General features: G+C 58.5%; 9 protein-coding genes. 4 read left to right on the top strand and 5 right to left on the bottom strand.

All coding sequences use genetic code 11. The features are described 5' to 3' along the window. The first annotated feature begins 170 nt into the window (after positions 1-170). Together H598_RS0104980 and H598_RS0104975 are read left to right on the top strand one after the other, a co-directional pair. Entirely contained in the window at positions 171-1,058 is an 888-nt protein-coding gene (locus tag H598_RS0104980; RefSeq protein WP_028112025.1) for a LysR family transcriptional regulator, read from the top strand. Continuing rightward, on the top strand, positions 1,055-1,999 hold the full coding sequence (locus tag H598_RS0104975; RefSeq protein WP_028112024.1) for a GlxA family transcriptional regulator: 945 nt from the start codon (positions 1,055-1,057) through the stop codon (positions 1,997-1,999). Before H598_RS0104980 ends, H598_RS0104975 begins: the two co-directional genes overlap by 4 nt. Positions 2,000-2,056: 57 nt before the next feature. Here H598_RS0104975 and H598_RS0104970 read toward each other — a convergent pair whose 3' ends face one another. The 5 genes from H598_RS0104970 to H598_RS0104950 all read right to left on the bottom strand — a co-directional run bounded on the left by H598_RS0104970 (position 2,057) and on the right by H598_RS0104950 (position 10,697). Beyond that, positions 2,057-3,439 carry a tetrathionate reductase family octaheme c-type cytochrome gene (locus H598_RS0104970; RefSeq protein ID WP_028112023.1) on the bottom strand — a complete coding sequence of 461 codons (1,383 nt, stop codon included), beginning with the start codon at positions 3,437-3,439 and terminating at the stop codon, positions 2,057-2,059. Positions 3,440-3,504: 65 nt separating this feature from the next. Next, positions 3,505-5,085: a DUF3373 domain-containing protein gene (locus H598_RS0104965; protein ID WP_028112022.1), complete on the bottom strand. Its 1,581-nt coding sequence runs from the start codon at positions 5,083-5,085 to the stop codon at positions 3,505-3,507. 34 nt (positions 5,086-5,119) lie between these two features. Further along, on the bottom strand, positions 5,120-5,446 hold the full coding sequence (locus tag H598_RS0104960) for a c-type cytochrome (protein ID WP_028112021.1): 327 nt from the start codon (positions 5,444-5,446) through the stop codon (positions 5,120-5,122). 345 nt (positions 5,447-5,791) lie between these two features. After that, positions 5,792-8,608: a TonB-dependent receptor plug domain-containing protein gene (locus tag H598_RS0104955; RefSeq protein WP_028112020.1), complete on the bottom strand. Its 2,817-nt coding sequence runs from the start codon at positions 8,606-8,608 to the stop codon at positions 5,792-5,794. A gap of 589 nt (positions 8,609-9,197) precedes the next feature. Continuing rightward, positions 9,198-10,697, bottom strand: a complete 1,500-nt coding sequence (locus H598_RS0104950) for an FMN-binding glutamate synthase family protein (protein ID WP_028112019.1) — start codon at positions 10,695-10,697, stop codon at positions 9,198-9,200. 165 nt (positions 10,698-10,862) lie between these two features. Between H598_RS0104950 and H598_RS0104945 the strand changes: the two genes are divergently transcribed. Both H598_RS0104945 and H598_RS0104940 read left to right on the top strand, forming a co-directional pair. Beyond that, positions 10,863-12,050: a thiolase family protein gene (locus tag H598_RS0104945; RefSeq protein WP_028112018.1), complete on the top strand. Its 1,188-nt coding sequence runs from the start codon at positions 10,863-10,865 to the stop codon at positions 12,048-12,050. A 99-nt stretch (positions 12,051-12,149) separates the two neighbouring features. After that, positions 12,150-13,643: a CoA-acylating methylmalonate-semialdehyde dehydrogenase gene (locus H598_RS0104940; protein ID WP_028112017.1), complete on the top strand. Its 1,494-nt coding sequence runs from the start codon at positions 12,150-12,152 to the stop codon at positions 13,641-13,643. The last annotated feature ends 7 nt before the right edge of the window (positions 13,644-13,650 follow it).

Genomic DNA, 13,650 nt, shown 5'->3' with positions numbered 1-13,650 from the left:
CACTCCTGAAGGGGAATCCACTCAGTGTAGCCGCTGAGTGGTACGGCGGCAGGATTCGGGCAGTGAATCCGGTCACGGAACCGATGTTTATATTAGAATTGGCTAATTCTAATTGTTATCTTATTGCTAATAGGCCTGGCAGCCATCGCCTTTTGGACAAGGATAGAAGCATGAAAACTCAGGATCTGCATACTCTGGTACAAACCGTGGAGCTGGGCAGTATCTCCAAGGCGGCAGCGTCGATGAACCTGTCCCACTCCGCCGCGTCCCAGCGGCTGAAGCACCTGGAGGAGCGCTGTGGTACCTCGCTGCTGAATCGGCAACTGACGCCGATTCAACCGACGGCGATGGGAGAGTTGGTGCTGGAGCACGGCCGCCGAGTGTTGGAGATGGAGGCGCAGTTGCTGTCGCGATTGCAGTGCTCTGGCAACGATGCACTGCGTCTGTGCTGCACGCCGGCCTTTGGTGCCAGTTATTTTCCCATTGCGCTGAGTGAGTTCAATCGTGAGTATCACCACTCGGTGGAGTTTGACTACCTGGCCAGCGACCAGGTGGTCACCGCCCTCAACGAGGGGCGCTATGACATCGCCATTACCGAGCACATTAAGCCCATCAGCACCAGCACCTGCTGGCGCCATCCGCTGCCACCGGACAAGGTGATCTTTGTGGCGGCGCCGTCGTTATTGAGCAGCATCGATTACCAGAGCCTCAATGCACTGTTGGCCTACCCCCTGTACGTCGCCAAGCCCGGCTGTTGCTCCCGCGAACTGTTGATGCACAACCTCAGCCGTCGTGGCATGGAGCTGGAGAGCTTTAAGTTTCAGGTCTCCTGTGGCGATCTGCACGTGATGGTGGATGCCCTGTTGTCCGGAGAGGGGGTCGGTTTTATCTCCAGTGCCTTGATACGACCCCATCTGCGCTCGGGGGCCTTGATGGCGTTTGAACTGGATGGGTTTGAGCATCTGTGTCATCGCAGCTTGCTGGCGTCCTGGGACAGCCAGAGTCAGCCCTGGTTCCGGCCTCTGGTGTCCAGCATTGAGCAGGCGTTTATTCAATGACCCGACAGGCAACCGTGACGCCGGTGAGAATCGCCGTAATCGATTACCCCGAGGCGATGCCGTCATCGGTACTGGGGTTTTGCGACCTGTTTGGCTTGGCAGAGCGGTTGTGCCGCCAGCATCACTACCCCTATGGTTTTGAGCTGCAGCGGTTGTCGCTGCAGCAGTTGCCCGCCTTTGAGGCGTCAGGGTTTCAAGTGGTGCTGGTTCCCCCTTGCCTGGAGGGGGAGTTTTACCGGCAACCGGATCCTCAGTTGCTGCGGTGGTTACGTAGGCAGCACCGACAGGGGGCCACTCTGGCCTGTGCCTGTGCCGGCAGTTTTATCGTGGCCGCGACCGGCTTGCTGGCTCGGCGTCCAATGACCACTCACTGGCAGTTGGCATCGGAGTTTGCCGATCGGTTTGAGGATGTGGTGCTGAATGTCGATAAGATCCTGATCGATGATGGTGATGTGATCAGTGCCGGCGGATTGATGGCTTGGCTGGATCTGGGCTTGGCTCTGGTGGCGCGGTTTGGCAGTGAGGCGCTGATGCGGCAGTTGGGCAAGGTGTTGCTGGTGGATACCGGTGCCCGGGAGCAGCGTTACTATCAACGTTTCTCTCCACGCCTTGATCATGGTGACGCCGCCATCGTCCGTGTGCAGCACCATATGCAGGCTCAGTATGCTCAGGGGATCAGTGTGGTTGAACTGGCGCGTCTGTCCAGCCTGACCGAACGCACCTTCTTGCGCCGTTTTGTCAAACACACCGGCCTGAAGCCGCTGCACTATCTGCAACGGCTGAGGATTCAGCAGGCCTGCGATCTGCTGGAGTCCACCACCGAGTCGGTGGAGCAGATTGCCGCCCGGGTGGGCTATGAAGATGCCGGGGCGTTTCGTAAGGTGTTCATTCGGTTAATGGGGCTGGCACCAAGAGAGTTTCGGCTTCGGTTTCAGCGTTAGCCGGCGCCAAAAAAGGCCCACCATATCGGTGGGCCAAGGTGACACTGCTCGGGAGTCTTACTGCTTTTTCTTGTTTGCGGCTTTCATTGGGTCGAGGTCATACCCCAGCTGTTTCCAATCCAGTCGTCCCTTTTTGCCATGGCAGTCCATGCAGCCCAGAGCCTGCTCTTTGGGCGAGACCATGTGGTTGATGCGCCACCACATCTCGGTCTCGGCAAACCCTTTCTGACCGCTGTAGGTCAGGCCCTTGGCCTGCATGGCCGGGTGGGTATTCATGCCCGCAGTGGCGGACTTGTCCCAGTCAAAGGTTTTCCAGTAACCGTCCTTGCCAAACACCTTGGTGGGAATAAACACCTTGTGTTTGGCATCGTACAACTGCTTGCCGCGGTGCACCTTGAACGGGTAGATCTTGGACTTGCCGTCATCCTTAGCGCCCGCAGGCTTGCTCAAGGCGGTGATCTTGGTTGGATCCATTTTGTCACCAAACAGGTAGGCTTCGGCGGTGCCGTTATACCAGGCGTACTCGGGCTGAACCTTCTGGCCCCACTGGAAACTGCCCTTCTTCTTCATGTAGTCCTTGCGACCCCACTGGTTCTTGACCTCTTGCCGTTCCTGGCCCGCTTCAGACCAGTCCCACCACAGCTTGGTGGGTTCTACCTTGGCAAACTCGGGGATGTGGCAGGTCTGACAGGCGACCTTTTCCGTGTGGCGGTTGAGTTTGGCGTTGCTGTGGACAGTGTTGTCGTGGCAGCTGCTGCACTCCATGTGGTCGGTGCTGCCGGGGGAGACACTCATTGCCTGACCCTGGATGGTGTGGGATTCGCCCTTGTGGCAATCCTGGCACTGGAAATCCATGCCGTCGGCGTCCATGTGCACATCCAGTGCCTTGTCCGGGTAGGCCATGCTGGAGTCCATGTCACCGTGCTTGACGCCGTCGCCACCGCCACCGTAGAAGTGGCAGCTGCCGCAGTTGTCGCGCACCGGAGCACCGACATTTTGAGCGATCTTCAGCAGGTTAGCCCCTTTGAAGGCATAGCCGCTGAGATCTTTCTGGTAGGTGCCGGTGGTGTCGTGGCACACCAGGCAGTCCACCCTGGTGGCGTCGCTGAAGTCAAACGTGGCGTCCTCGTAGCCGTAGCCGGCGTGGCACTTGGTGCAGCGGGGCTCGTTGCTGGAGACGGAGACGCAGTAGTTGTTGATGGCGTTTTTCTTGCCCAGTTTGACGGTCTTGCCGTTGACGGTTTGCTCCTTGGCCCAGGTCCAGTGACTGGTCTTCATAAAGGCGTCGGTGTGCTCTTCATGGCACTCGATGCACTGGGCGGTGGCGTCGCTGCCGTTGTTGATGGGACCGGAGATAAACTCCTTGTGGGGGTTCTCCGCGTGTGCGCCAACCGGCAACATCAGGCCGGTTAGCAGAGTCGTTAACAGTAATGTACGCATATCTTTTCCCTGCAGAGGCGGCCGCCCCCTCTGGTGCTGAGGTTGGGCCGCCGAGATGATGAAACTTAGAACTTGACGGTGATGGAGGCGTTGACGTCGTAGGCGGTGTCCACCACCGGCAGCATGCTGAAGGCGGTGCCATTGAGAATGCTGTCGATGTTCTGCGGCGCCCCGACCGGTGAGCCGGAACCGCTGTAGTCATAGTCGTAATACAGCGCCGCCAGTTTGATGAACATCTTCGGATTGACGTCGTAGATGTAGTAACCCTCGTAGGCGTGACCCCGGGTGGCCAGCTTGCTGCCGATGGGATCATCCTGAGCCTGGGTGAAGGGGGTCCAGTACTTGGAGCCGTAGTTGTACTCCAGGCCAAATTTGCCGCTGCCCACCGGGATCTGCACGCCGGCGTACAGGGAGTAGCCGTCGTGGGCTTCGGCGTCGGTAACGCCGACGGGGGTGGCCTCGGTCGGGCTGGTCATCTGGTACAGCGGGTCGCTGTTCATGCCGCCGAACATACCGAAGTTGCCGTTGGGGTCGGTGCGGGTCCAGCCCAGGGAGGTGAACCACTTAATGCCGTTGTCTTCGTCGCGGACGAAGGTCAGGCCGCCCAGGTAGATGTCACCGATGTTGGTGCTGGGCTGATAGCGCAATACCGGTGTGATGTTGCCCATGCCCTGTTGCTGGAACAGGCCCAGCATCTCGTCGGGCATCGCCATGGTGCCCTTGAAGCCATCGGCCACATCCTTGGCACCAAACAGGATCATCTGCAGGAAGTTGGTGCCGTCGTTAAGGAGGTCGATGTTAAAGCCACCCAGGTGAACATCGTCCACCGAGGTGTTGCCAAACAGTTCGCCGTTGCCCCACTGGGACTCATAGCCCTGACCGTAGCAGAAGCGCACGACCTGACCTTCGATGCCGGTCAGGTGTTCGGTGTGGTAACCCAGGGTGGCACCGTCGAAATTGAAGTTCACCAGGTGGCCGGAAGGCGTGCCGCCACGCAGTTCGTTTTCGCGGAAGTTGGTGGGGTAGCCATAGGTGGACGGGCGGCGGCCAACAGACAGGTAGAACTGGCTGTCGTTGATGTTTTTCCAGTCAAAATAGGCTCGCTCCACCCGGACGTAATCGCCATTGGGGTGACCGCTGCTGGTGCCATCCATGGTAAAGGAGTTCCAGGAATCGAACACGTTGACACCGGTGGAGTCGCCCCAGTTCTTGAACATGGTCAGGCGGCCGGCAAAGTTAACGTTGTCGAACACCTTGGCTTTCATATTCAGGCGCAGACGCGTGGTGTAGTAGACGTCGTTGTCGATGTCTTTAGGGCTTGGGGTGTAGCCCTGTCCCTGATCGAACATGGACCGCATCATCTGCCCTTGCGGGGTTTGGATGGTCATTCCCGGACTCCAGACCACGTCCTGATAGTGCAGGGTGTGGGCCTTGGTACGGAAGTCACCGGTAAACAGGATACGGTCGGTGGCGGCGTGCGACTCCGGTTTGTCGAGGCGGTCCGACAGGTATTCCAGCTCCTCGGTCACCTCTTGAAGTTGGCGTTTGAGTTGCTCGATGCTCTGATCGGTGCTGTCCGAGGCCAGGGCCTGGGGAAGGATAAGTGCTTGGCTGACAAGCAGTGCTACGAGTGTGGGTTTCATCATCATCTTCCTTAACACAGGGTTTTGTTTTTATTGGTTAGCCACAGGTCGCCGGTTGATCGGAGTCGGCGGCGTGGTCATACAGGAATTGCTGAATGTCTTTCAGAGCCTGTTCGGACAGCCCTTCGAAGGCTTCGGGCTTGGCTTTGTGTTTATTGCGGTCAAAGAAACGGTCCCATTGGGACATGGTCTTGGACATGGGCGTTAACTCCATGCCTTCGCTGCTCTGGCTGTGGCACGCCTTGCAGTGTTTCTTATAGAGGTGCTTGCCTTTTTTGGGATTCCCCCCGTCGGCGGCGGCCAGCCCGGCGGAAACGGTCAGCAGTAGAACTGCGGTAAGAGCTTGAAATGAACGGTGTTTCATAGATACCTCTGAGCAATGTTGTTTCTTTAGTTACAACTGTATTAGAAAAATCTAATTGTTCAGAACGCATAAAACCGTGGGGGGTATAAGAAAAACCGGCAGGGGGTAAGTCTTGATTCTCGAAACTGAGTAAAGGGTGAGCAGGATCACGCCGGTGGGGGCACAGGGCGGCAGAACCGGGTTGGCGGATGGGGTTAACGACTCAAAGTGGGTTACGAAATTGTGAACAAGACAGCTGCGGTTCAGGAACCGGGTTGGGTCCACCCCAAGTCGGCGGCCGACAATGAAAAAGGCCCCCTCGGTAAAGTGCCAGGAGGGGGCCGTCTAGGGAGAGCGTCGCTGGCCTTAGAAGCTCATGTTAAGGCCAACGTAGAAGTAACGCCCGGTGACGTCATAGGCTTCCGATGCGGTATTGATACCGGTTCCGCCGTGCACCGTACCCTGAGGCAGCAGTGGCGGCTCTTTATCGAACAGGTTACGAATACCCAGGTTGGTCTGAACGCTGTCGGTGACGGCGTAACCGAAGTTCAGATCGTGGATCACGTAGGTGCCGACGTTGTTGAACTCATCCAGTGGCTGGAAATCGGTGAAGTTGAAGTTGGCCCCTTCCACAGAGTCCACCACCTCATCCCAGAAGCGGATACGCCAGCTGACGTCGAAATCGTCGTAGCCGTAGCTGAGGTTGGCCACCGCCCGGTTTTCCGGCTTCAGTACTTCTCCAGCCAGATCGATGCTGTCGCCACTCTCGATGCCGGTTTCCACATACTCTCGAATGTAGTTGTAGATCAGCGCCGCCCTGAAGTCGCCGCCAAACATCTCCTGGTTGTAGCTCAGTTCAAAATCGAAACCGGAGGTGTCGATCTGGTTTTCGTTGGCGGTACCGGAGTTGACCTCAATCAGGGCGCCATCGGCGTTACGGATGGCGTTGCCACCACAGGTCTCTTCAAACTGAGACGGGTCCTGCTCAAAACAGCGGCGCAGTACCGTGGTTCGGGTGGTGGTGGTGATGGCATCATCGATGGAGATGTCGTAGTAATCGACGGTGAACGACAGGTTGTCCATGGCCTGCCAGATGAAACCCAGGCTGAAGGTTTCGGCGGTTTCCTCCTGCACGTCCGGGTTGCCGCCGACGAAACCGCCGGTACCCTGAGCCTCGGTCTGGGTCAGCACGAAGTCGCCGTCATCGGCCACTCGCTGGGCGATGGCGTCGATGGACAGACAGTTGTCGAGAATGTTGCCGGAGGTGCCTTCCGAAATCAGGCCGGAGCAGGGGTCACTGACGCTGGCAAAGGTCTGGCCGCGGCCGCCGAACAGGTCGGCGATGTTAGGAGTTCGTACCGCCGTGGCCGCAGACGCCCTCAGCTTCAGTGATTCGATGGGTGAGTATTCCACCCCGGCGTTCCAGGTGGTCTGGCCGCCGACAATGGAGTGATCCGAGTAACGGGCCGCCAGATTCAGAATCAACTCATCGAGAATCGGCAGTTGCAGCTCACCAAAGATGTCGTTGGTGTGGAAGCTGCCGTCGGTGGGTTCAGACAGGTTGGTACTGGAGGAGCCGGTTTGGGCCAGATCCCCGGGCTGATAGTTACCGGACTCATCGCGGTATTCATACCCCAGCACCGCACCGATGCGGCCGCCGGGCAGTTCCAGTGGCATCTCACCGGCGACACTGGCACCGAACACCTCCTGGGTGACTTCGCCGGTGGCTTTAGCCGGGGAGCGGACGTAATCCACCGCGCCCGGGGTGACGGTGCCGGCACCGAACAGGTCCAGCGGCACACAGCCTTGCAGGCGGGCGGTTTCATCGCGACACACCAGGTTGCCGCTGCCGTCATCGATCACATCCAGTGCCAGAGCGGCCCGTTCGATGTTGATCTGACCGCCGTTGTCCTGCCATTGGTCGGTTTTACCCCAGGTGTAGTAGAACTCGGCTTCCCAGTCGTCATTGATGGTCCAGTCGAAGCCGGTGGCCATGCGAATGGTGTCTCGTTCGACGTCGGTGGAGCGAGCGCCGAATTCAACCAGTCGGCGCACAAAGGCCACTTCGTTGAGGTTGGTGATGCCGGCGTTGATCAGTTCCTGACGCATCAGCTCTGGGATCAGCGGCGAGTTAACGTCCATGCCGCCGGTGCCGTTACGGTCTTGCAGCCAGATGTCGTTGACCACATCCAGCGGCGTCGGCTCAATGGTGGAGTCGTTGGTTTCGCTGCCGTTGTAGTTCAGTTCGGCAAAGAAGCGTACGTCGTCGTTGATCTCCTGATTCAATCCGGCGGCGGCGTAACGGCGCTCAATGGGAGTCACCAACTGACGGTAGTCGGCCCGGTTGAAGCGACTGTCGGCGGTGAAGGGGGTGCCATCGGCATTGAAGCTGCCGACATCGGGAATGGTGATCCGTCCCTGGGGTGGGAACGAGGAGAACAGCACATCGGCAAATTCGTTGCCGTTTTCATCCAGATAGATGGCGGTATCCTGGGCGGAGAAGCCGCGATCGCTGGCCTTAAGGCCCTCGTCGTCGTCCCAGCCCATGGTGACGTAGGCGTTACCCGAGCTCCAACTGCCACCGGCGGTGATGTTCAGCTCCACCGTATCGCGGTCACTCTCGTCTGAGGTGCCGTACTGGGCGTTGACCTCTACCCCTTCAATTTCGCTGCGGGTAATGATATTGACCACCCCGGCGACGGCGTCGGAGCCGTAGATGGCGGACGAGGCGCTCTTGAGAATCTCAATCCGCTCGATGATGGAGGTGGGGATCGAGTTCAGATCCACCGCATAACCGGTGGACGGATCCACACCCGAGACAAAGCGACGGCCGTTGACCAGCACCAGGGTTCGTTCCGCTCCCAGGTTTCGTAGTTCGGTGGTCGCCAGGCCGACGGTGGTGGTTGAGAACGATGAGTTGGACTGGTCGCTGCCGGCGATGGCCACCGGTGAGGAGTTAAGGACATCGGCCACATTGAGGGCGCCGATGGCGTCCATGTCTGAGCGGCTGATGACGGTGACCGGTACCGGGGTCTCGACATCGGTTCGCTTAATTCGCGAACCGGTGACCTCAATGCGTTCGACTTCCTCTTCGGCGTAAACAACGGGTACCGCGAGGGCGGCGGTGGTGGCACCAGCGATCATGGAAAAACGGATCGTGGTGGACAGTAAACTGTTTTTCATCTTCGTCTCCAAATCCCTTGAAACTTATTATCTGTGTAGTTGTATCCGCATGCTCCGCAATATCGGAGCGCAAATGTCGGTTAATACGACACAACATTGAGCGTAGTAGAAGATTTTACAAATGCACTGTGAGCAGAATAATTCGCAGCAAAATTCTAATTTATTCCGAACTCGCTTGGTTAATTGTCGTGATAAATAGCTGTCAATTAGCGAGACCCACTGAATTGGGGGCGAAATAAGGCTCGGTTAGTCTGCGCTGGCGGTGAATTGTCGTGGTCGATGTAACGAATGGAGGCAAAAGCAATGAAGGTTGGGCTCAAGATGAGAATTTTTGTGATGGTTTAATTGCCGTAAGGCAGATTATAAACCGGGCGTTGTTATAGTGTGGCGGACTAATACAAAAATAGAGTGTCACTATTTTTGATTATTCCCTATATCGATAAAGTTGTGCGGTTGACCTGGATACGGATTGGCACAACAAAATCGAGTTTGGTATTGGTTTTGCTCTTGTGGTTACCCTCTCTGGGAAATTAAAGACCAATGTGGCTATTAAAAATCTCGGCCATCGACACTCTGCTGGTCTGGTTCGTTATTGGCTGTCGCCGTGCTGTTGCAGGGACACCGGTAAACCGTGGTCGTTGATCACCTGAGCGTGATCCCGGCGCAGCAATCGTGGCTCCCGTACGCCACAGGAGTGCGCGATGACACCGACTTCGTGCATCAGGTTGGTGGCGTAATGGGCCACCCGGATAGCCTTGTCTTCCACCACCAGCCCTTTTTGCAGTTTGGGGTCGTGGGTGGTGATGCCGGTGGGGCAGGTGTTGCGGTTGCATTGCAGCGCCTGAATGCAGCCCAGAGAGAACATAAATCCCCGCGCCGAGTTGATAAAATCGGCGCCAACACACAAGGCCCAGGCCACGTCGGATGGGTTGACCAACTTGCCGGAAGCGATCACCTTGATGCGCGATTTCAAGCCGTGGCGCTCCAGGGTGTCCACCACCAGCGGCAGGCTGCGTTTGAGCGGCAGGCCCATGAAGTCCATCAGCGACTGCGGGGCGGCACCGGTGCCGCCATCGGCGGAATCCACGGTGATGAAATCCGGCGCCGAGTCCGGCCCTCGGGTTTTGATGGCGCTCATCAGATCTTCCAGCCAGGCGGTGTGGCCGATCACCGATTTAAAGCCACAGGGTTTGCCGGTGACGTCGCGCACTCGAGCGATCATCGTCAGCAGATCGTCGACGCTGCGTATCTCCGGGTGGCCATTGGGGCTGATGGAATCTTCCCCCTCTGGAATGCCACGGATTTTGGCGATCTCGGCGGTGACCTTGCCGGCGGGTAAAATTCCCCCTTTGCCCGGTTTGGCGCCCTGGCTCATCTTGATCTCAAACATACGCACCTGCTCATGGCGGGCCACCTCCCGTAACTTGTCATCACTGAGGTTGCCGTCGGCGTCACGGACGCCGTATTTGGCGGTGCCTATCTGAAAGACCACGTCGCAGCCGCCCTCCAGGTGGTAGGGAGACAGCCCGCCCTCACCGGTATTCATCCAGATACCGGCCTCCCTGGCGCCGATGGACAGCGCCCGTACCGCCGGCACACTCAGGGCACCGAAGCTCATACCAGAGACGTTGAAAAAGCTGCTGGTGGTATAGGGAATGCGGGCCACCCCTTCGCCGATGGTAACCGGGGTGGGCGGTACCGCATCCTCTTTCAGAGTCGGAAACAGACAGTTGAGGAAGATGATGTCGCCGGGTTGATTTAACGGGCGGGTGGAGCCAAAGGCGATGGTGCTGTCAACGTTCTTGGCGGCCCGGTAGACCCAGCTTCGTTGAGCCCGGTTAAACGGCATTTCATCCCGGTCCAGGGCAAAGAAATACTGGCGAAAGAACTCGCCCATGTGCTCGAACCAGTAACGGAACCGGCCGATCACCGGGTAGTTGCGGCGAATCGCCTGTTGGGTCTGGGTGACGTCCTTGATGTACAGGTAGATCACCACCAGCAATCCCAGCCCCAGCAGGAAGATCAGCAGGGCCGCACTCAATTCGAGCAGGCGGCTGAACCAACTGATCATCATCTGTCCGTTATCCATTGAAATCCCATCTGTTTGTAACTGGTGAATAAAGAATAGTGGAGATTGCGTCAGCGTGGGCTTACAGCGTGGTGAAACTTTCGGCGTTATTAAACCAAAGTTTACGTTGCCGTAAACGTCAGATATCAAGTAACCTAGCCCTAATCGGAATACAAGGAGTTGGAAATGATCAAGGATCACGAGATTGTGATAGCGGCCGCCAGTCGCACCGCCATGGGTGGTTTTCAGGGGGGCCTGAGTGGCGTCGCGGCGCCGGAGCTGGGTGCCGCTGCCATTGCTGCGGTCGTCAAGCAGGCCGGGCTGGCTGCCGAGCAGGTGGATGAGGTGCTGATGGGGTGTGTGTTGCCCGCGGGCCTGGGGCAGGCCCCGGCCCGTCAGGCCAGCCTGAAAGCCGGTCTGCCGCAATCTACCGGTGCCACGACGGTCAACAAGGTGTGTGGTTCCGGCATGAAAACCGTGATGCTTGGCCATGATCTGATTAAGGCCGGCAGTGCCGAGGTGGTGGTGGCCGGCGGCATGGAAAGCATGACCCGTGCGCCCTATCTGCTGGAAAAAGCCCGCGGCGGCATGCGCATGGGCCATGGTCAGGTGATGGACCATATGTTTCTCGATGGCCTGGAGGACGCCTATACCGGCAAGGCCATGGGGGTGTTTGCCCAGACCACGGCCAATGACTACGGGCTAACCCGGGAGCAGATGGATGCCTACGCGTTGGAAAGTCTGCGCCGGGCCAACACCGCCATCGAAGCCGGAGCCTTTGAGGCTGAGATCACTCCGCTGACCCTGACTACCCGCAAGGGCGACGTGACCGTGACTGTGGATGAGCAGCCGGGCAATGCTCGCCCTGACAAGATTCCCGCCCTGCGTCCCGCCTTTGCCAAACAGGGCACCATTACTGCCGCCAATGCCAGCTCCATCTCCGACGGCGCCGCCGCGGTGGTGCTGACCAGCGCCGGTTACGCCCGGGCTAACGGCTTGCCGGTGCTGGCGCGCATTGCCGGTCACCATACCCACTCTCAGGCACCTGAGGAGTTTACCATTGCCCCGGTTGGCGCCATGAGTGGGCTGCTGGAAAAAACCGGCTGGCAGCGGGATGAGGTGGATCTGTATGAGATCAATGAGGCCTTTGCCATGGTGACCATGCTGGCGATCTCGGAACTGAATTTGGATGCCGCCAAGGTCAATGTCAACGGAGGTGCCTGTGCCCTGGGACACCCCATCGGTTGCTCCGGAACTCGATTGCTGGTGACTCTGGTGCATGCCCTTAAGGCCCGGGGGCTGCGCAAGGGGGTGGCGTCCCTGTGCATCGGCGGCGGAGAAGCGACCGCGGTGGCCATCGAATTGGCCGATTAACAACGGCACCTCTTACAACCAAGGATTGGTCACCTGCTGATAAGAACGCCGTTAAGGCACAGGCGGCAGGTGGCGACATAGCTAACGGGAGAAGCAACAATGACCACACAAGTACAGCACTTAATTGGCGGCGAATGCCTGAATGGCAGCGGCGACCGCATCATCGAGATCACCAACCCCGCCGATAACGGAACCATCGCCCAACTTAACTGTGCCACCGAAGCGGAGGTCAACCAGGCGGTGGCCAGCGCCAAGGCCGCCCAGCTGCAGTGGCGGGAAACGCCAGTCTCGGAGCGGGCCCGCTTAATGCTGCGCTATCAGCACCTGTTAAAAGAGAACCACGACCGCATCGCCACCGTGTTGGCCAAAGAGACCGGTAAGACGTTTGCCGATGCCAAGGGGGACGTCTGGCGTGGCATCGAGGTGGTGGAGCAGGCGGCCAACATCGCCAGCATGATGATGGGGGAAACGGTGGAAAACGTGGCTCGAGGCATCGATACCTACAGCTACATTCAGCCGCTGGGTGTCTGTGCCGGTATCACGCCGTTTAACTTCCCGGCCATGATTCCGCTGTGGATGTTCCCGATGGCCATCGCTTGCGGCAACGGCTTTGTCCTCAAGCCCTCTGAACAGGACCCGATGACGCCGATGCTGCTGGCAGAGTTGTTTGAGCAGGCCGGGGCGCCCAAGGGGCTGCTGAATGTGGTCCATGGGGCCAAAGAGGTGGTGGATCAGATTCTGACCCACCCGGACATCAAGACCATCTCCTTCGTCGGTTCGGTGCCCGTGGGGCAATACATCTACAAAACCGGTACCGCCAACCTGAAACGAGTCCAGGCGTTTGCCGGTGCCAAGAACCACATGGTGGTGATGCCCGACGCCGATAAGGATACCGTCATCAATCAGTTGGTGGGGTCCTCCGTGGGCGCCGCCGGTCAACGCTGTATGGCGATTTCGGTGGCGGTATTTGTCGGCGAGTCCAAGCAGTGGATCCCTGAACTGCAACAGGCGCTGGCCAAGGTTCGCCCCGGCTTGTGGGACGACGAGGAGGCAGGCTACGGGCCGCTGATCAACCCAGGTGCCAAGGCGCGGGTATTGGAACTGATTCAGTCCGGCAAGGAGGAGGGGGCCACCTGTCTGCTGGATGGCTCCGAGTTTACCGTGCCCGGTCACGAGTCCGGCAACTGGGTGGGGCCAACGCTGTTCAGCGACGTGACGCCACAGATGCGCATCTACAACGAGGAGATCTTCGGGCCGGTGCTGTGCACCAGCAACGTCGATACCCTGGCCGAGGCCATCGAACTGGTCAACAACAACCCCTTTGGTAACGGCACCTCCATCTTTACCAACTCCGGCGCCGCTGCCCGTAAGTACCAGCACGAGATTGAAGTGGGCCAGGTCGGCATCAATGTGCCGATTCCGGTACCGCTGCCGTTTTTCTCCTTTACCGGCTGGAAAAACAGCTTCTATGGTGACCTGCATGCTTACGGCAAGCAGGCGGTGCGCTTCTACACCGAAACCAAGACCGTCACCGCCCGTTGGCCCGAGTCCGGCATTGTCGAAGGTCAGAACCTGACCATCGCCCTGAAATAAGGAGGCA

Origin of the sequence: Ferrimonas kyonanensis DSM 18153 (genome assembly GCF_000425405.1) — a bacterium.
Lineage (GTDB): Bacteria > Pseudomonadota > Gammaproteobacteria > Enterobacterales > Shewanellaceae > Ferrimonas > Ferrimonas kyonanensis.
Note: the sequence above shows the minus strand (reverse complement) of the source record. Positions and strands in the feature narration are given on the sequence as shown.

Excerpts from the sequence above, each read along its gene's own strand:
- H598_RS0104980 (WP_028112025.1), top strand. The coding sequence starts at position 171 with ATGAAAACTCAGGATCTGCATACTCTGGTACAAACCGTGGAGCTGGGC.
- H598_RS0104975 (WP_028112024.1), top strand. The coding sequence starts at position 1,055 with ATGACCCGACAGGCAACCGTGACGCCGGTGAGAATCGCCGTAATCGAT.
- H598_RS0104950 (WP_028112019.1), bottom strand. The coding sequence starts at position 10,697 with ATGGATAACGGACAGATGATGATCAGTTGGTTCAGCCGCCTGCTCGAA.
- H598_RS0104965 (WP_028112022.1), bottom strand. The coding sequence starts at position 5,085 with ATGATGAAACCCACACTCGTAGCACTGCTTGTCAGCCAAGCACTTATC.
- H598_RS0104940 (WP_028112017.1), top strand. The coding sequence starts at position 12,150 with ATGACCACACAAGTACAGCACTTAATTGGCGGCGAATGCCTGAATGGC.
- H598_RS0104970 (WP_028112023.1), bottom strand. The coding sequence starts at position 3,439 with ATGCGTACATTACTGTTAACGACTCTGCTAACCGGCCTGATGTTGCCG.
- H598_RS0104955 (WP_028112020.1), bottom strand. The coding sequence starts at position 8,608 with ATGAAAAACAGTTTACTGTCCACCACGATCCGTTTTTCCATGATCGCT.
- H598_RS0104960 (WP_028112021.1), bottom strand. The coding sequence starts at position 5,446 with ATGAAACACCGTTCATTTCAAGCTCTTACCGCAGTTCTACTGCTGACC.
- H598_RS0104945 (WP_028112018.1), top strand. The coding sequence starts at position 10,863 with ATGATCAAGGATCACGAGATTGTGATAGCGGCCGCCAGTCGCACCGCC.